Source organism: Acinetobacter courvalinii (assembly GCF_014635545.1).
GTDB lineage: Bacteria > Pseudomonadota > Gammaproteobacteria > Pseudomonadales > Moraxellaceae > Acinetobacter > Acinetobacter courvalinii.
Window position 1 is genome coordinate 2025469 of the sequence record NZ_BMDA01000001.1, and the last position, 18385, is coordinate 2043853.

Sequence of the window (18385 nt, forward strand, 5' to 3'; positions counted from 1 at the left end):
TTTTAAATTAGTCTTAAAACACCAGTTACTATCATGTCGACTGCTATAGTTCCAATTATTAAAGCAGCAAGACGTCCTACGATATCAAAATAACGATCTATATACTTTGCATGTTTATAACGTAGGTGATCATGTGAAAATTTCATAAGAATTAATATACTACACGTTAAAAGTAGTACTAAAGCTATAATTGCAGCTGCCTCTAAAATAGACATATGCATACCAGTAACTACAGCAGCACTAATCGTGCCAGGTCCAATCATAAATGGCATAGCAATAGTTCCTGCCAAATGTTCAGGAGCCCCTCTCATTTCTCCAATAGTGTCTGCCCCTTGAAACACAAATCGATAACCTATTACTAGAAAAATTAACCCTCCAAAAATAAGAAATGATTCAAATCTTACATTTAAATATTTATTAAAAATTGCTTCTCCTCCCAAAGCAAAAAGCAGAAAAACCACATATGCAATAAGACTGCCTTGAATTAAAGCTTTATTAAAAACTTTCGTTTCTGTATGTCGTATTAAACCGATCATATAGATACTCATGAGGAAAGGGTTGAGTAACGAAAAAAATAGAATAAAAGTACTGAGGTATGGTGAAGACATTTTTATTATTCCTAAACGACTTCAGGAAGTTTTTAAACTTCCTGAAAATTGATAAATTAAAAATCCAAGCAAACTTTTAGAAGCTATAAATCAACATGAGATTTAAGAGTTTGTTCCATTTCCCATCATCGCCTGCTGCAAGAGAGCTACCATTACCGCCAACAAACGGATCGTTTTTACTCATCACATATTCGGTATAGAGCGAAATATTTTTATAGTCCCATGCCACCCCCACAATATTTCTCTGTGAGTCATCAAATCCTTTTTCTTTCTTATTAAAACCACTAAAAACAACATACGGCGTAACATTCAGCGAATCACGTACATTTTTAAATACGTAACTTGTATCGACTGTGTAGAAATAGCCCTTATTCGCAATGTCGTATTCGCCATCAAAAGAACCGAAATTTGAGCTATCTGGACTTAAAGCATCCTTATTGCTAATTGATTGTCTTCCACCAGTGACGACAATATTTAAATTTTTATAATTAATACGATTAAATAGAGCCCATGTATTTCTTGAACCATCAGCTGAGGTTTTCTTATTTTCAATCTCTGAGTACCAGTAACTGCCTCCTACTGATACTTTCAAATCATCTGTACTTAAAAATTTAAGATCTTGATCTACACGTGCCATCCACATGTTTTTTTCATTTAGGTTGGTTTTGAGTGGATCAGATGAGGTGACAACATTAGCCGTATAACGCGCTGAGTCTTTACTAGTCCCGTGATAGTTACCACCATCAGTTGCGAAATAAGCCAAATCCACTTTAGTCGCAGACGGTAATTCAAAGTGATAATTCGCTCCTAAATTGGAAGCATCCTGTAAGCCCATGGTGTTATTAATACCAGCATAAAAGCTAGTATCCCAAAAACGACCTGGTCCAAATGGAATCGGTTGTACCCCCACAGTGATATTATCCGTTGAGTTTAAGTGGTATCCCGCATATCCATATACCAAAGTTGAAAAGTCGCAAAATGTATCGTATTGATAGCAGCGATATTCGACTTTTCCGAACCAGTCTGGTGACTCATATCCTAGTCTTAAAATAGCTGCATCAAATTTTATTTTCTGGTCTGAGGCAGACTCACCGTAATCCTTATTTTGATAATTTCCACGTAAAGCACCTGAAATTGTTAAAGCGCCCGTATCACTTTTAGGATCGCCAAAAGTTACTCCGGCAAAAGCAGGTAATACCATTCCAACTGAAATTAACCCAAATCCAAGTGTTAAATAGACTTTGCTCATTTACAAATCCTTGTTTAAATGAAGATTTGCAGAAAACCTTTCCTGTCCTCTGCTTATTTTTTCAGACAATACTTCCCTATTCAGGAGAAGCTCCTGAAATTTAAAATTTTCGTTAATTTGTATTAGCCCAAATTTAGAGCTAAGTTCTCATAAGAATAAAACGACCCACATTATTTCTTTCCTGAACAATATGGGTCGTTTCTGTTATGCAATCCCGTGTATTTCTTTCCAATTACCAGGGTGTACTACATAACCAAACAATGCATGGCCACCATAAATTAAGTCAGTTCCCTCAGGAATCCATAACATTTGTCCAGGGCGAACCTCATATTTTTGACCATTTGCGGTGAGTTCAAAACAGCCTTCAATTACAAAAATGACTTCGTCATAAAGTAATTTCCAGCTAACTTCAGCCCCTTCCCAGCGTGCAAATCCGATTCCCATATTCGGTGAAACATCTGCACCTAACGCTCTAGCAACATATGCCATCCCATCAGGAGTTTCACCGCGTAGGTTGAAAATCAATTGTTTACTATCAACTAAACGAACTTCACTCATCATCTTTTACCTTACAATTCACTACGACTACGCCACTTTTCAAATCGAATACGAGTCTTTACTCCAAGACCTAAAAATGGTTCAGGTGGATTTAAACTTGGCATACCCGTCACAAATTGGATATCACTTAGCGCTTGAGAGTCTGCACCTACAACCAAATCAGCTAAAAGTGTGCCTGAAATTGTTCCCCAAGCTGCTCCAACACCATTGTCACAAGCACTGGCATAAACACCATCTTCTAATTCACCAAAGAAATTCGTGAAGTTTCGAGAAATCGCGTAAACACCGCCCCATGTATGCGTAAATGGCACATCAGCTAACTCTGGATAACGTGCTAAAAAGGCTTTACGATGATCAGCCTGTATCCATTGACGATTATCATCATTCACATTGGCGCCGTATTTCGGCACATGCTTATAAGTGTTGCGGATTAAAATACGACGATCTGCTGTCATACGTAATGTGGTTCCAGCATGATCTGCTGGCGTTAGTCCCCAATCTAACTCACCAAGATAAATATTCATTTCTTGGTCTGTCAGAGGGCGTGTCCAACTCGCAAAGGTCATGACGGGTAATAGGCGATTTTTCAAATATCCAAATTCACGCGTGAAAATACTTGTTGCTAGAAGTACCTTAGGCGTAGTGATCAGGCCATGATCACCTTCTAAGACCCATTGATTATTATTTCTTTTCAAATCACGGATTGGTGATTGCTCTAATAATTCAACATTAGCTGGTAGATTATCTCCCATACCTCTTACTAACGCAGCTGGTTGCATTAAGTAAGAACCAGGGGTAAAAATTGCACGACTATAAAAATCTGTCCCTAATACTTTTTTCAGCTCGGCCTTTTCAACCCAACGATAGGGTTCACCTAAATCTTTCATCAAATGTTCAAAATGATTGAGATGAGCTTCACCTCTTTCACCCACCGCACCTTGATATTTACCTGCTGCCGACCACTGACAATCAATATTATGGCGCTCGACTAAACCTTGTAATTGTGCAATTGCAGATCGGTTTAGACTTAACAGCTTTTGTTTATGCGAAGGATCTGGATGTGATAAAGCAAATTTATGCGGTAAATCAATTACAAACCCTGAGTTACGCCCTGAAGCGCCTTCAGCTACACGTTGTGCATCCACTAAAATAATACGGGCGTTCGGTTTGAGTTCAGCTAATCGTCGAGCTGCTGCTAATCCTGCAAAGCCTGCTCCGATAATGGCATAGTCAGCTTTTTGTGGACCTATTAACTTTTTAGCAGGACCTGCTGGAGGCAATGCCGCATACCAACCACAGGTACTATCATCATTTGGTAAAGCAATCATGTTGTTATTCCCTTAACTTAAACTGTGGATGGACACGAATTTAGTTTCTCAAGCCACTCACTACGATGGTGCTGTAATTGGCGACCGAGTAAGGCAAAGCCTGTTAATTTGCCTTGTTCATTGTAGAAACCAGCAGCTAACTCGCCGTCATGTTGTTCCACTTTCCACTCACCTGTTCCCGTTGCTGGCAAAACAGAAAGCGGCAAAATTGGTGTTTTTACTAAAACAGGTGTTGATTTCAAATCTGCAGCAGTGGACTGACCCAAAAGGTTATTCACCAAAGCTGGTAATGCTTGAGTGATAGGATTGATATAAGGTGCCCACTGACCATTCACTTCCGCACAGTCCCCTAAAGCAAAAATTGCAGGATCGCTACTGCGGTGATCTAATCCCGTACAGATTCCGCGTGCTGTTTCTAGACCAGCGGCTTGAGCAAGTGCAATATTTGGTCTTAAACCGACTGCACTTAATACCAAGTCAGTTTCAACGGATTGTCCATCTTGGAGAGTTAATTGGTAACGACCCTTAGCTGATTGAATAGAACGGATACTATTTTGTAATTTCCACTCTACGCCTAACTCACTTAGCGCATTTTGTAGCGCATGGCCTAAAGGTTCTGGAATAAGACGTTCCATCGCCCATTTACCTAGCCCAACAACGGTAACTTTGACGCCATGAGCAGCTAAATCATTAGCGAACTCACAACCAATGAGACCATCCCCAAGAATGGTGACATGTTGTTTATCTGATAATTGCTGACGAAAACGACGATAATCCGCTAGATCATTTACGCTTAATGTTGCTATAGAATCACCATCAATTGGAATGACAACTGGTGTTGCCCCAGTAGCAAGTACGAGTCTGCCGTAAGGATAATCTCCAATTGTGGTTTGAACCTTCTTATTGGCACGGTCAATATGAGTCACTTTTGTATGTGGATAAACACGAATGTTTAAGCGTTGTTCCCAATTAAGAGCGGTCTCACGGACTAAACTATCGCCGTCTTTACCTAATGCTAAAGCATTAGATAAAGCTGGTTTGCTATATAAGGCACCATCATCAGCAGTAAATACAGTAATAGACAAGTCCGGAGATTGTGCACGTAAAGTTGAAGCCACTTGATAGCCGGCATGACCGCTACCAATAATCACAACGGGTTCAATCACTGCAGCTGCTGCCACTTGAGGAATTTCGTCCTCTTCAACATCTGTGATATCGAGCATTTCAAAATCAGCTTTACCCACTTGACACTCTGGACACATCCAATCATCAGGGATATCTTCCCATTTTGTACCAGGTGCTATCCCATCATCAGGCCAGCCTTTAGCTTCATCATAGATCCAGCCACAGACAATACATAACCACTTTCTCATCTTGTCTATTTCCTTATTTCTTACAAATTACACGCTATGTTTCAAACGGATACCGATATTGCGAGTTTGAACATAACTGTAGATGGCTTCCTGCCCTTTTTCGCGACCAAAACCAGATAGGCCCACACCACCAAACGGTGTTTCAATACCACCCGCAAACCATTCGTTAATAAAGACTTGACCTGCGATAAGACGATTTGCTACTCGAAGTGTTTGATTCAGATTTTCACCAAATACCCCCGCAACAAGTCCAAAGTCAGTACCATTTGCGATTGCAACAGCTTGGTCTTCATCATCGAATGGCATGATCACCATGACAGGGCCAAACACTTCTTCTTGAGCAATCGACATATCAGCTGATGCTTCAATAATTGTTGGCAGTACGAAGTAGCCTTCTAGATCGGCAGCTTTACCGCCGGTTAGAACTTTTGCACCTTCTTCACGCGCCTTATCAATCATGGCAAGAATCTGTTGTTGCTGATCTTTAGAGACAACTGGGGTGAGTTCTGCATTACTTTCGCCAATACCTACAGTGAGGCTCTCTGCAAGATTAACGACTGCTGCTTTGACTTCGTCATAACGACTACGGTGTACTAATAACCGAGACATTGCTGAGCAGACTTGCCCTGAGTTATAAAAAATTCCGACTTTAACGCTACGTAGTAGTTGCTCAAGGTCAACATCAGCAAAAGCAATTGCTGCTGACTTACCGCCTAACTCCATCACTGAAGGTGTCGCCCGTTCAGCCGCATCTTTTAAGATGCGTTGACCTGTAGGTACTGAGCCAGTAAATACAATCTGGTTCGTATCTTGATGTTTAACCAGATGGGTACCAACTTCTGACCCTTTACCACACAGTAGGTTCACTGCACCTTGTGGAAAACCAGCTTTCTCAATTGCTTTAATGAGTAAAACCATTCCTAAAGGAGAAACTTCAGGAGACTTGATTACGACCGCATTGCCGGCTGCTAAAGCAGGTGCTAACGAGCGTGCACAGATCGAAACAGGAAAGTTCCAAGGTACGATTTGAACTGATACACCCATTGGAATATATGAGGTGAAATCGATATAATCTTTACCTAAAGGTACTGAGATTCCTTCAATTTTATCTGCCATACCCGCGTAATATTCAAAATAGCGAGCAGCCTCATCAAATTCTTCACGTGCCGTATCGACATTTTTACCGTTTTCACGGCAAAGAATTAATGCGCCTTCGTCAGCAATTTCACGGATCGCTTGTGCAGCTTTTAACATCCACGTTGTACGTTGTGCAGGACGTACATCAGTTAATGCACCGCTATTCACACAACGTCGAGCTGCAGCCATTGCCGCATCGGCATCTTCAATACTTGCACGAGCTACTGTTGCAAAAGTTTTATCAGTTGCTGGATTGATTACTTCCAATTGGCGAGAAGCATCTCGCCATTGGCCATCAACATAGTTGAGGTAATGTTGCATATTAAGCCTCCAATGCTTTTTTAGCTTGGGTTGCTAACCATTTTTGGAAGAAGTGTGTTGGTAAATCCATTTCAGGAGAGAAAACACCACCACCAAAACCTGGTGAATGACGACCTTTTTGCATGGTTTCGACCGCAAAGACATCTTCAGCAAATACAACTTTCCATGACTCTAAAGTTGCTTCACGACATGCATCATATTTAGGATCTAATGATTCATCACCAACGTAATACAAGCGTAATTTTTCAATGGTTTGTTCTGGAGCAATTGGATCAATCATCATTGCAAATGCATGATCAGCTTGAATACCTAACAATACGTTCGGAAAAACAGCAACATATTCAGCATGACGAAGTTGATCTTCTGGCCAGCTTGGGAATTTTGGTAAATGCGTACCCGCTGTCGCTGACAAGTTATATTTATAACTACCCTGACCAGCAAAACGATCTTCGAACATGATGTTGTAATGATCTTCAAGTTTTGAATACGTATTTAACGCTGGGTGTACCCAAGGTAAGTGATAAGCTTCACAATAATTTTCAACCGTAAGTTTCCAGTTACTTTTTACTGGTAACTCAAAAGTTGAACCTATTTTGCTACTGCGAATAAGCTCTAAATCGTTTTCGCCGAGGAAAGGTTTCCAACGTTCAACCAATGGACGGATATGGTCTTCAAATGTTGGGGCATCGCCAGAGATGTTTACGAAAATCATATCCATCCAGATCGCTGAACGAAGTGCTTTTAAACCATGTTTTTCACATTTAAAGCGCTCATCTTTATGTTGATTAATACCGCCAACATGAGGAGTACCTTTTAAGTTACCGTTTAGGTCATAACTCCAAGAGTGATATTGACAACGAATCACACCTTCAATAGTGCCTTCTTGTTGCACCAAAATCATACCGCGATGGCTACAAACATTATGAAAAACTTGGATTTCCCCTTCGCGGTTGCGCATCATGACCAGAGGCATGCCCATGAAATTAACAGGCTTTACATAACTCTTTTTAGGTAAGTCAGAAGCAAAACCTACACATACCCAAGTTTTACTTAAGATATTATCTCGTTCAAAATTAAAATATTCGTTACTGGTATATGCTAAATTAGGCATACCATTTGATTCAGTAATTGGATTTAAAACGTTGTCTACTTGCTGAACTGTAATTAGTTGCTGGCTTACTCGACTATTCATCTGGCAATCTCCATTTATTTTGAATAACGCAGTGCTCCCTGCGTTGGCATTAACTATTCGTTAGCACCCAGTGCTGCTTAATTGAGATTGTGTAAAATGAGAACAAAAGTGACAAACGACTTTTTAGCTAGGCAAGTATGAGTTTTTGTAATGAATTCCAGATTCATCTTTCCATAAAAAAATGCACCCATGAGAAAAACTCATTAACCCCTGAGAATAAGTGGGTTGAGTAAACTCCATCCTCCTAACTACCCTGTATGATTTGCACATAACAGCTAATAGTTTTTAGCTAAATGCAACGCAACAAAGGAGTAGTTATGCGTACAACAACAGGAGTCCTGAAAGGACTTAATCCCACGGTTACGATTGCCTCTAAGCTATTACTATTTATTTTCATTGCATTCTGTATTTTTAAGGAAAAACAGGCTGGTGAGTACTTTCAACTCATCTCCAATGTTTTATTGCAGAATGCAAAATGGTATCTCTTATTGCTAGCTACAAGCCTATTAGTATTTCTTCTTTACTTATGTATGAGTCGCTTTGGGCAAATCAAATTAGGAAAGGATAACGAAAAGCCTGAATATAGTAATTTGGCTTGGATATGCATGCTTTTTTCCTGTGGCATGGGTATTGGACTGATGTTTTGGTCAGTAGCTGAACCAATTAGTCATTACGCGAGTAACCCTTTTACGCCAGGACTTTCAGATGAATCTGCCCGTATGGCAATGCAATTGACATTTTTTCATTGGGGATTACATCCTTGGGGATTATTTTGTTTAGTTGCAGTTGCGCTTGGTTACTTTTCCTACCGTAAAGATTTACCTTTCGCAATGCGCTCAATTTTATACCCTCTGATTGGTAAAAAAATATATGGGCCAATTGGAGATATAGTCGATACGTTAACAATCGTCATTACTGCTTTTGGTATTTCACAATCTTTAAGTATGGGCATCTTGGAACTAAATACAGGCCTTAACCATACTTTTGGAATTAATATGGATGTGAAAATCCAATTAATCCTTGTTTTAGTACTTTGTGCATTAGCAACTATTTCTCTATTATCTGCCATCAGTAAAGGATTTAAATTTATTGCTGAAGGCAATATGGTCCTTTCTTACCTTTTAGTATTTATCATTATCTTCATTGGTTCAACCCATTATATTTTAAATACATTTTTTGAAGGTATTGGTGACTATCTACAAAACATTGTGGGTATGAGCCTATGGAGCGATGCGCAAAAAGATTCTGGTTGGCAGAACTCATGGACAGCTTATTATTGGCCTTGGTGGATGACTTGGGCACCATTTGTAGGATTATTTATTGCTCGAATATCAAAAGGACGTACTATTCGGCAAGTTATCCTAGGTTCACTTGCAGCCCCAACCCTACTTACATTTCTTTGGATAGCTGCATTTGGCGGAGCAGCCCTGAAAATAGAGAAATCTACCCACCAACCAACAACTTCCTCAATTGTAACGAATACCGCTACGACTGTATCAGTTGATAAAGTTCCAGCTCATGAACTTACTATCACCGAGGCAACCAAACAAGATCCAGCACGAGCCGTATTCGTATTCTTTGATCATCTCACACCAAGCTCCGATACTAAAATTATTCTTAGCGCATTACTTTGCTTACTCTTAGCAATTCATGTCATTACCTTAGTAAACTCTGGAATATTAGTTCTTTGTTTCTTGGATTCTTATGGAGCAACAGATCCTTCAATCGGAATTCGGCTGATCTGGAGTATTATCATTCCCTTAATTGGTGGAGGATTACTACTTGCTGGCGGGCTAACAGCCATAAAAACAGCTTGTATCATTGCTGGTTTCCCTATCTCAATTCTGTTAGGAATTATGTGTTTTTCATTGATGAGAAGCCTACGAGAAGACCCTAAAGTACAGGAGCGTGAAATAATTTATATTCACGCCAACTCTCCTAACTCAGATAAGAGGTTAGTCGAAACACCTAGAAAAGAGACGAACGACTTAAACGATCAACTGATTGTTGAGTAATTAATTATGAGCTTCAATTGGCTAGAAGTTTTCACTTCTAGCCAATTTTAAAATGTGAATCTTTTCACATTATTTTTATATAGAGACCTATGATAAAAACTCACTCAAGAGTGAAAATAAATCGGTTGAGCAAAATTAGCACTCCTCATTACTCTGTATTATCCGTATAAAAACAGCTAATGATTCTAGCTGTTTGCAACGCATCCAAGGAGGAGTTATGCGTACAACAAGGGTTGCTGAATCCAATTCTGCGGTTTCAATTATTTCAAAAATATTAGTAGTCGCATTTGTACTTTTTTGTGCCATTTATGCAAACGAAGCAGCGAAAATATTTGCTGATTTATCAAGCGCCTTGCTGCGCAATATGAAATGGTTCATTTTACTATCTGTTACAGCGATCTGCTTTTTCTTAATTTATGTTATGTGCAGTCGTTATGGCTTAATAAAACTGGGAAAAGATACAGATAAACCTGAATACAGTTATTTTGCATGGATTTCGATGTTATTTTCATGTGCCATGGGAGTCGGTTTAGTATTTTGGGGCGTTGCTGAACCAATGAACCATTATGCGAGTAATCCATTTACAAAAGGCTTAACAGATGAAGCAGCGAGTATGGCAATGCAAATTACCTACTTTCACTGGGGATTACATGCATGGTCTGTATACTGTATTGCAGCGTTAGCTATCGGTTATTTTTCTTACCGTAAAGGTCTACCTTTCTCTTTACGTTCAATTTTACATCCGCTTATTGGCGATCGTATTTATGGTCCTATCGGACATTTTATTGATATTGTCGTAATTGTTGTCACAACTTTTGGTATCTCTCAAACTCTCGCTTTAGGTGTTTTACAAATAAATGCCGGATTACATAAAGTTTTTGGCCTAGAAACCAACACAACCGTTCAATTTATTCTCATGATTACCTTATCCAGTATCGCCACTTTCTCTGTAGTGCGCGGTATTGGTACAGGAATGCGCCGTATTTCTGAACTTAATATTATCCTATCAATTATTTTGATTGTAATCCTTATGTTCATTGGACCTGCGAGATACATTACCAATTCTTACTTAGAAGGTATTGGTAACTATACGTCTAATTTTGTAGGCATGAGTTTGTGGAGCGATACTCAAAAGGACTCTGAGTGGCAAAACTGGTGGACAGCTTTCTATTGGTTATGGTGGTCGACTTGGGCTCCGTTTGTAGGTATGTTCATTGCTAAAATTTCAAAAGGTCGTACCATTCGTCAACTCATTTCAGGTGTGCTTGTTGTTCCAACTTTGGTTACATTTTTCTGGTTCGCAGTGTTCGGCGGTTCAGCTCTAAAAATTGAACAAGACTCTAGACATACATTTGAAAAACAGCAATCAGCTTTGGTAGAAAATACCCAATCAACTACTGCTACAACACATCCTACAATTACTTCTCAAACTGACAATAAAGCAGAACCACACGAAGAGTTTACTGGTGGTCCTATAGTAAAAGCGACACAAAAAGACAGTACCCTCGCCGTTTTTGCTTTGTTTGATGCTGTTGGAGGAGGAGGTATTTTTGGACAAATTCTTAGTATTGCAACCTGTCTCCTACTCATTACTTATCTTGTAACTTCACAAGATGGCGGAACACATGTTCTATGTTTCCTTGATACCTTATCTGAAAAAGATACCCCTATCCGTACTCGTCTTTTGTGGTGTGTGTTTGTTACTGCAATCAGTCTAGGTTTGCTTTATGTAGGAGGTCTAAAAGCGATTCAAGCCGCTGTCACACTGTTTGGCTTCCCTATTATTGTGTTGCTCACAATTATGGCTGTAGCACTTATGAAAGCTTTCAGGCAAGAAGATATAGCAAATATTAACGTTGTACCTAAACATCCGAAGATTGAGCCTGAAGCATAATCTAGACTTCTATCTCACAGTTTAGAAGAAAGTTATAATCTAAAACGCTCTTCTAAACTTATATTTTCAATTTAAAACAAACAGTTAAACCATAAAATTTCTAACAAAGAATGTTGGGAAGATAAATCTCATCAAGGAAGCAATATGAAAAATATGAGACCTCATCAAAATCGTATAGGTAATCGTCATCCTGAACATTTAAATATGCATCAGATTGGCCCAGGTGATTTAGCAACTTCTGAATGGCAACAAGCAGGTCTGACTCTTCCAAACCTTGACCGTATGCACCAATATCGCCTAGATAGAATTTGTGCCTTACTCAAACAAAAAGGGTTAGCAGGTATTTTACTCTATGACCCTATTAATATCCGTTACGCAACAGGCACGACAAATATGCAAGTTTGGTTGCTGCATAATGCTGGAAGATATACCTATGTTTCTGCTGAGGGCAAGGTCGTGCTGTGGGAGTTCGATCACTGTGACTTTTTAGCTGACCATTCTAAGGTTGTAACACAAATACGCCCATGTATTTCATGGTTCTATTTCTGTGCTGGTACTCGAATTGATGAACAAGCAAAAAAGTGGGCGAATGAAATCTACGATGTTGTGTTAGAACTTGGAAAAGGTAATAAAAAAATTGCTATAGATAAATGTAATGATGAAGGGATAAAAGAACTAGAACACCTAGGCTTAAACATTGAAAATGGTGAAGTGATTATGGAGCTTGCTCGAGCCATTAAAGGTGCAGATGAAGTCAATGCAATGAGATGTGCAGTCCATGCGACAGATGCTGCAATAAAAATCATGCATACTCATTTAGAACCTGGCATTTCAGAGCAACGTTTATGGTCATATTTACACGCTGAAAATATAGCCCGCGGGGGTGAGTGGATTGAGACTCGTTTACTTTCCTCTGGCCCACGTTGCAATCCATGGTATCAAGAATGTAGTGGTCGTATTATCGAAAATGGCGATCTGGTTGGCTTTGATACGGATATGATTGGTGCTTATGGCATTTGTGTAGACACTTCACGTACTTGGTTATGCGGAGACAAAGCCCCTACTGCCGAACAAAAAAATATTTATCAAATGGCATATGACCAAATTCAATTTAATACTGAACTATTGAAAGTTGGCACAACCTATAAAGAACTCACCCATAACGCTCTACAATACGATCCAAATGAGTATAACCATTATTCATTCCTATATCACGGCGTTGGTTTATGTGATGAAGCACCTGGCATTTATTTTAAAGAAGCTTGGGAAAGCTATGGCTATGATGGCGTATTAGAGTCTGGCATGGTGATATGTGTTGAAAGTTATGTAGGTCATAAAGCTGGTGGGCCAGGCGTTAAATTAGAAAACCAAGTCCTAATTACTGAAAATGGTCCTGAAGTCTTAACACTTTATCCTTTCGAATCAAAATTACTATCAACTTAAGATCTTAAAAATTTTAAATATAGAGGTGATTACGCCTCTATTCTCTCTCGTTATACCCTTAAATATGGAAAATATGTATGTCACTTTTATTCCAACCAATCCAATTTGGTCGTCTAAAACTGGATAATAGAATTATTATTGCACCAATGTGCCAATATTCTTCTAAAAATGGTGAATTAAGCTTTTGGCACGAACAACAATGGGCAAGCTACGCTTTATCTGGTGCTGGCCTTTGTATTGTTGAAGCTACAGCCATAAGACCAGAAGGACGAATCAGTTATGCTGATTTAGGAATTTGGAATGACAAACATTGCGAACAAATAAAAACTCTTCTAACAAAGATTAAAACTATTTCACCTACGCCGTTTGCAATTCAACTCGCACATGCGGGCCGCAAAGCTTCCTGCGATACGCCTTGGGGAGCCAAGAAAGGACAATATCAACCTGATGAATCTAAAGGTTGGCAAACACTTGGTCCAAGTGAAATACCCTTCCAAAATTCAGATAATCTGCCTATTGCGCTATCTATAAGTGAAATTAAAGAATTAATTGACGATTTTGCAGTTGCTGCACAACGTTCAGTAGAAGCTGGTTTTGAGCTCATTGAGCTTCATGTAGCTCATGGTTATTTATTGCACCAATTCCTATCTCCACTTTCCAATAACCGTAATGATGAATATGGTGGAAGTTTTGAAAATAGGATGAAGCTTACTTTAGAAGTGTTTGAAGCCGTAAAAAAAGTAATTCCAGATAATTTCCCAATAGGAGTAAGAATTTCTGCTACAGATTGGGTGCAAGGAGGTTGGGATCTTGAATCGAGTATTAAATTATCGAAAGCTCTAGAAAAATTGGGAGTAGCTTATATACACGTAAGCACAGGTGGTTTACATATTGAGCAGAAAATTGAAGTATTTCCTGAATACCAAATTCCATTTGCTCAAGAAATCAAAAAGTCAATTAATATTCCAGTGATTGCTGTTGGATTGATTACTGAACCTCAACAAGCTGAAAGAATTCTACAAGCTCAGCAAGCCGATGCTATAGGTATAGCTCGCGGTATTCTTTATGATCCAAGATGGCCTTGGCATGCAGCTGCCGAGTTAAATGAAACTATCGCAATCGCTCCACAATACTTTCGCTTTCAACCTCGTGGCTCGAATCATCTTTTTAAAACTTATCCAACTAAAATAGACTAAATTTTTAGAGAATGGCTATTTAATCCATTCTCTAAACTTAATAAATCTCTAACTAATTCAACCCTTTCTGCCCTACTTGGCCAGGTAACTGTTCCAAGAGCCAATTACGAAACTGTTTTACACTTGAAGGAATCACACCTCTGTCTGTCGGCTCTAACATACAAAAATTTGCCTGAGTGCGAAGTACAGTTTCTACAGGGCGAACTAAAGCTCCGCTCTTCAAGTAATCGTCCACTAAAGATCCCCACGCTAGAGCTATCCCTTGACCATTTATAGCGGCTTGAATTAATAAAGGATAATTATTTATATTCACTCTATTTTTGGGTTTAAACATTGGATAACCTACTAAAGCAAACCATTCTGCCCAGTTAATCCAATCTTTTTGTGATTCATCCAAAGAAAGTAGGCTTTTGCCAAAAATCTTGTCAGGCGTAATCTCTCCTTGAAATTGTGCCAAGTAATGCGGACTACACACAGGAAATACTTCTTCAGGAAATAATGGAGTTACCTTCATATTTGCGGGAGGTGCCTTGCTATAAAATAATGCTAAATCACAATCCATTTTATGCAAATCAAGAATATTTTCAGTGGTTAAAATTCTTAAATCAACCCCCTCATTCTGCTGAAAAGTAGCTACTTTAGGTAAAAGCCAGAGTGCAGCCATGGCATTGGTTGTGACGACCGTAACCTGATGTTCACCTTGCCATTTTTTTATCTCAGCTGTAGCTTGAGAGACTTCCAGCAACGCACTATAAATCGTCTGATAATACTGTAGACCCGTAGGTGTGAGTGCAATATTACGATTTGCACGAATAAATAACTCTTTACCTAAATATTCTTCAAGGTGTCTGATTTGGCGACTAATTGCTCCTTGAGTAACATTTAATTCATCTGCAGCTTTTGTAAAACTGAGGTGGCGTGCAGCTGCCTCAAATACAATTAAGCTGTTCATTGGTGGTAATGGCCTAATCTTCATGGACACTCCTAGTTTGTCCGTTACATCTTCAACGTAGTAAAAACTACATATGTCCTAGAATTATTTAATTTTTTAAAATGTTTCCTCAGCGCATGTACATCTAGCCCAATTTACGATTAAGCTATTTATTGTTAATAAAGTGTCATAAATATAAATTAATAAAAAGTGAGAAAAAGTATTTAACCTATGATTTTTTCTCATATCAAATAGAAAATTATATTTGTTTTTTATTAATCCACTAAGATTTAAGTACAGATTGCCATAATCCTGCCATGCAACATATTCCGCCACCTACGGTTAAAACTCTTTTGATCTATTCTGTTCAGTCATGCACAGTCATTAGATGAAACATACTATTGTTGTACTTTGATTTTCCTGTATATCTGATTGAATTATTATTTATTTTTGTCAAAAAAAATTCAATTGAAAAATAGGGAGCAAAAGCATCTCTCTTCACAACTAGCTAAATTAATCAACCTATCAAATGCCTGTCCGATAAAAAAGCCACTTAAAAAAGTGGCTGGTTTATATAGAGAATTTTGGTGGAGATGGCGGGAGTTGAACCCGCGTCCGCCAGCATTACGCTCGAGAATACTACATGCTTAGATATCGTCTATTGTTTTAACGCTAAGCGACCCGACGAACAGGGTACTCAGCGCGATCCTCTAGATTTGGTATAGTGTCCCGAGGCTCAACACTATACGGACTTGTGTGCGTGCGCTTCAGTCGGGTTCACTGACCACAAGTATTCAGTGAAGCGGACAAGCTGCCCTTAGGCAGCTAGAGCGTATGATTCGTCGTTTGCGACTATTAAAATGCAAATTTTATTTACGAGAGAAAATGCGCTCTCGGCATGCATCTATGAGTTTCATCACCAGCGTCGAAGCCAGAAACATCCCCAGAGTACAGCGCAATCATAACATAGATCGTTAGAATTTAAATCTTAATTTCTAACCAATCAGCAAAATATACGCTTATTGCTGTATATGGCGACTGCATGACATTTTTCAAGCTACAAATCAAAAAGCTGCCACAAAGACAGCTTTTTTGAATTTGACCTATAGAGCACCATTGCCTAATACAATACCCTCACGGCGTGGATCGACACCACCTGCATATTTGCTTTGGTTATCAATATCCACTTTCATTATTGTCGCAATACCGCTGGTTTGTGCCGTATTGGAAATACCATGTCCTTTTGCTTTCAAAGCATCAATCAGTTCAAGTAAGGATAACTGGCTATTTGAACTGTCAACATTGGTATTTGGGCTGTTGGTCGCACCAAAATTCATTAAAGACGTGGCTTGTTGGGCATTCAGGTTCCAGTCCAATGCACCCACCAGCGTTTTTACCACATATTGAATAATGGTGCCGCCACCCGGTGAACCGGTTGCCATATAAAAATCACCAGGTGCTGTTCCTTTAAACACCAGCGTTGGTGCCATGGTGCTGCGTGGACGCTTACCACCTTCCACCCGATTCGCCAATAATGCACCCGTCTGATCGACCGGATTGGCACTAAAATCGGTTAACTGGTTGGATAACAGGAAACCATCCACCATATGGAATGAACCCATACTCGATTCAACAGTGGAGGTCATCGACACCACATTGCCATAAGCATCGACAATGGTGAATTGAGTGGTGCCATGTTCAACGGTCTTATCTATCCCTGCATTTGAGTTGAATTGACCTGCTGGGGCTACGCCCATGCTTTGATCTGGATTGATCAATCCGGCACGTTGTTTCAGGTAGTTTTTATCAATCAAACTGGCGATACCTTTGGCTGGTAAAGCTACAAAATCAGTGTCTGCCACATATTTATCGCGGTCTGCGTAGGCCAGTCGCTCAGCTTCTGTGACCAGATGCACGCCCATGACATCCGCAATTCCGCCCTCATTCTCTGGGTTTTTAGGCGGATATTTACTCATCTCGAAATTTTCTAAAATGCCTAGCGTTTGTGCAACTGCAATCCCACCGGATGATGGCGGTGGCATGGTACATACATAGTAACTGTCTCGGTAAGTGGTACAGATTGGCGTCCGTTTTTTAACTTGATAATTAGATAAGTCCTGTAAGGTCATCAAACTTGGAGTGATAGGTGTCCGAGCTGCATCATCCCCGACAGTTTGCCCTGCTTTAGCCACAATATTTTTCGCCATCGGCCCGCTGTACATGGCCTTTGCCCCTTGGCTTGCAAGTACTTCCAGCGTTTTGGCATAAGCTTTATTGGTCATGGTTTCACCCACTTTACGTGGCGTACCATCTGGATAAAAGTAGGTTGCGACTGCATTGGCATCCAGTGCCAGATGGTCTGCATTGCTGGCAATTGCATCGGCTAGACGCCCAGGAATACGGAAGCCATGATCGGCAAGATCAATGGCCTGATCAAAAAGCCGATCCCATTTCAGTTTGCCATGCTCTTGTTGTGCCTGTTCCAGCAAGCGCATGACCCCAGGGACACCAATCGAACGCCCACTGCGACGGGCACTCGGTACCGGTGCGGGTGATGCCGGATCATGCAGATCCTGTCGAACCAGATAATATTCATTGGCAGCAGCAGGTGCGGTTTCCCGTCCGTCATAGGCAGTGACCGTTTTGCTTTCAGCATCGTAGTACATCATGAAACCACTGCCCGCAATGGTGCTGGATTGCGGTTCTACCAAGCCCAATACCGCCTGTACTGCAACCGCCGCATCCACCGCACTGCCGCCCGCTTTCAAGACGTCACAGCCCGCCTTTACGGCCAATGGCGTGTTCGCCACCACCATATATTTATCGGCATATTTCACCGTATTGTTTAACCGATAGCCTGAGGCGCCTTCAGGCGCTGCGGGATCACCATTCTGATCCGAACCGACCACCACACTTGAGCCATCTTCTGCCCGTTTGCTACAGCTACTTGGGTCCTGATCAATGATTAGGTTAGGGGTTGAAGGATGGCCTGTATTTGGATCTGTGCCTGATTGATCTGATGAGGAATCATTTCCACATCCCTGTAATAAACCAGCAGCCAATACGCTGCTCAACCAAAATGAATATCGATGATTCACGTGATAACTCCACTATATGTGTATGCCAATCCATGCAATTTT

At 40.0% G+C, this 18385-nt stretch carries 13 protein-coding genes, 1 other RNA gene and 1 pseudogene; 4 read left to right on the forward strand and 11 right to left on the reverse strand.

Annotated features, from left to right (window positions below; genetic code table 11):
• Window positions 1–2 precede the first annotated feature (2 nt).
• From IEV39_RS09270 to IEV39_RS09300, 8 genes and pseudogenes are all read right to left on the reverse strand, one after another.
• The gene (locus IEV39_RS09270) at window positions 3–608 is read right to left on the reverse strand and encodes a MarC family protein (RefSeq protein WP_005284099.1); all 606 of its coding nucleotides are present in this window, start codon (window positions 606–608) and stop codon (window positions 3–5) included.
• 76 nt (window positions 609–684) lie between these two features.
• The gene (locus IEV39_RS09275; RefSeq protein WP_005284096.1) at window positions 685–1857 is read right to left on the reverse strand and encodes a hypothetical protein; all 1173 of its coding nucleotides are present in this window, start codon (window positions 1855–1857) and stop codon (window positions 685–687) included.
• A gap of 204 nt (window positions 1858–2061) precedes the next feature.
• Window positions 2062–2415 (reverse strand): EutQ-related cupin domain-containing protein, encoded by a 354-nt coding sequence (locus tag IEV39_RS09280; RefSeq protein WP_032883141.1) that lies wholly within the window; start codon window positions 2413–2415, stop codon window positions 2062–2064.
• Between the two features lie 11 nt (window positions 2416–2426).
• Complete coding sequence (locus IEV39_RS09285) at window positions 2427–3743, reverse strand: NAD(P)/FAD-dependent oxidoreductase (RefSeq protein WP_005284090.1); 1317 nt, start codon at window positions 3741–3743, stop codon at window positions 2427–2429.
• A 17-nt stretch (window positions 3744–3760) separates the two neighbouring features.
• On the reverse strand, window positions 3761–4966 hold the full coding sequence (locus tag IEV39_RS09290) for an FAD-dependent oxidoreductase (RefSeq protein ID WP_227554513.1): 1206 nt from the start codon (window positions 4964–4966) through the stop codon (window positions 3761–3763).
• Window positions 4955–5116, reverse strand: a pseudogene (locus tag IEV39_RS18510) (rubredoxin); the annotation flags it as partial. The gene IEV39_RS09290 and the pseudogene IEV39_RS18510, both read right to left, overlap by 12 nt.
• Before the next feature lie 27 nt (window positions 5117–5143).
• Window positions 5144–6574 carry an aldehyde dehydrogenase family protein gene (locus IEV39_RS09295; protein WP_005284083.1) on the reverse strand — a complete coding sequence of 477 codons (1431 nt, stop codon included), beginning with the start codon at window positions 6572–6574 and terminating at the stop codon, window positions 5144–5146.
• 1 nt (window position 6575) lies between these two features.
• A complete protein-coding gene (locus IEV39_RS09300) occupies window positions 6576–7766 on the reverse strand; it encodes an aromatic ring-hydroxylating oxygenase subunit alpha (RefSeq protein ID WP_005284081.1) in 1191 nt (396 codons plus the stop codon).
• Between the two features lie 317 nt (window positions 7767–8083).
• Between IEV39_RS09300 and IEV39_RS09305 the strand changes: the two genes are divergently transcribed.
• The 4 genes from IEV39_RS09305 to IEV39_RS09320 all read left to right on the forward strand — a co-directional run bounded on the left by IEV39_RS09305 (window position 8084) and on the right by IEV39_RS09320 (window position 14314).
• Entirely contained in the window at window positions 8084–9781 is a 1698-nt protein-coding gene (locus IEV39_RS09305) for a BCCT family transporter (RefSeq protein WP_005284078.1), read from the forward strand.
• A gap of 217 nt (window positions 9782–9998) precedes the next feature.
• Window positions 9999–11675, forward strand: coding sequence for a BCCT family transporter (locus tag IEV39_RS09310; protein WP_005284077.1), 1677 nt, complete (start codon window positions 9999–10001; stop codon window positions 11673–11675).
• A gap of 144 nt (window positions 11676–11819) precedes the next feature.
• The gene (locus tag IEV39_RS09315) at window positions 11820–13118 is read left to right on the forward strand and encodes a M24 family metallopeptidase (RefSeq protein WP_005284074.1); all 1299 of its coding nucleotides are present in this window, start codon (window positions 11820–11822) and stop codon (window positions 13116–13118) included.
• 77 nt (window positions 13119–13195) lie between these two features.
• The gene (locus IEV39_RS09320; RefSeq protein ID WP_005284072.1) at window positions 13196–14314 is read left to right on the forward strand and encodes an NADH:flavin oxidoreductase/NADH oxidase; all 1119 of its coding nucleotides are present in this window, start codon (window positions 13196–13198) and stop codon (window positions 14312–14314) included.
• Window positions 14315–14366: 52 nt separating this feature from the next.
• On the opposite strand, the gene IEV39_RS09325 is transcribed toward IEV39_RS09320, so the two are convergent.
• The 3 genes from IEV39_RS09325 to ggt all read right to left on the reverse strand — a co-directional run bounded on the left by IEV39_RS09325 (window position 14367) and on the right by ggt (window position 18343).
• A complete protein-coding gene (locus IEV39_RS09325) occupies window positions 14367–15290 on the reverse strand; it encodes a LysR substrate-binding domain-containing protein (RefSeq protein WP_005284069.1) in 924 nt (307 codons plus the stop codon).
• A 540-nt stretch (window positions 15291–15830) separates the two neighbouring features.
• Window positions 15831–16190, reverse strand: a transfer-messenger RNA (tmRNA) gene (gene ssrA / locus IEV39_RS09330).
• A 158-nt stretch (window positions 16191–16348) separates the two neighbouring features.
• A complete protein-coding gene (gene ggt, locus IEV39_RS09335) occupies window positions 16349–18343 on the reverse strand; it encodes a gamma-glutamyltransferase (RefSeq protein ID WP_005284066.1) in 1995 nt (664 codons plus the stop codon).
• Window positions 18344–18385: the final 42 nt, after the last annotated feature.

Coding starts and splice junctions, on each gene's coding strand:
- IEV39_RS09270 (WP_005284099.1), bottom strand. CDS start 608: ATGTCTTCACCATACCTCAGTACTTTTATTCTATTTTTTTCGTTACTC.
- IEV39_RS09275 (WP_005284096.1), bottom strand. CDS start 1,857: ATGAGCAAAGTCTATTTAACACTTGGATTTGGGTTAATTTCAGTTGGA.
- IEV39_RS09280 (WP_032883141.1), bottom strand. CDS start 2,415: ATGAGTGAAGTTCGTTTAGTTGATAGTAAACAATTGATTTTCAACCTA.
- IEV39_RS09285 (WP_005284090.1), bottom strand. CDS start 3,743: ATGATTGCTTTACCAAATGATGATAGTACCTGTGGTTGGTATGCGGCA.
- IEV39_RS09290 (WP_227554513.1), bottom strand. CDS start 4,966: ATGCTCGATATCACAGATGTTGAAGAGGACGAAATTCCTCAAGTGGCA.
- IEV39_RS09295 (WP_005284083.1), bottom strand. CDS start 6,574: ATGCAACATTACCTCAACTATGTTGATGGCCAATGGCGAGATGCTTCT.
- IEV39_RS09300 (WP_005284081.1), bottom strand. CDS start 7,766: ATGAATAGTCGAGTAAGCCAGCAACTAATTACAGTTCAGCAAGTAGAC.
- IEV39_RS09305 (WP_005284078.1), top strand. CDS start 8,084: ATGCGTACAACAACAGGAGTCCTGAAAGGACTTAATCCCACGGTTACG.
- IEV39_RS09310 (WP_005284077.1), top strand. CDS start 9,999: ATGCGTACAACAAGGGTTGCTGAATCCAATTCTGCGGTTTCAATTATT.
- IEV39_RS09315 (WP_005284074.1), top strand. CDS start 11,820: ATGAAAAATATGAGACCTCATCAAAATCGTATAGGTAATCGTCATCCT.
- IEV39_RS09320 (WP_005284072.1), top strand. CDS start 13,196: ATGTCACTTTTATTCCAACCAATCCAATTTGGTCGTCTAAAACTGGAT.
- IEV39_RS09325 (WP_005284069.1), bottom strand. CDS start 15,290: ATGAAGATTAGGCCATTACCACCAATGAACAGCTTAATTGTATTTGAG.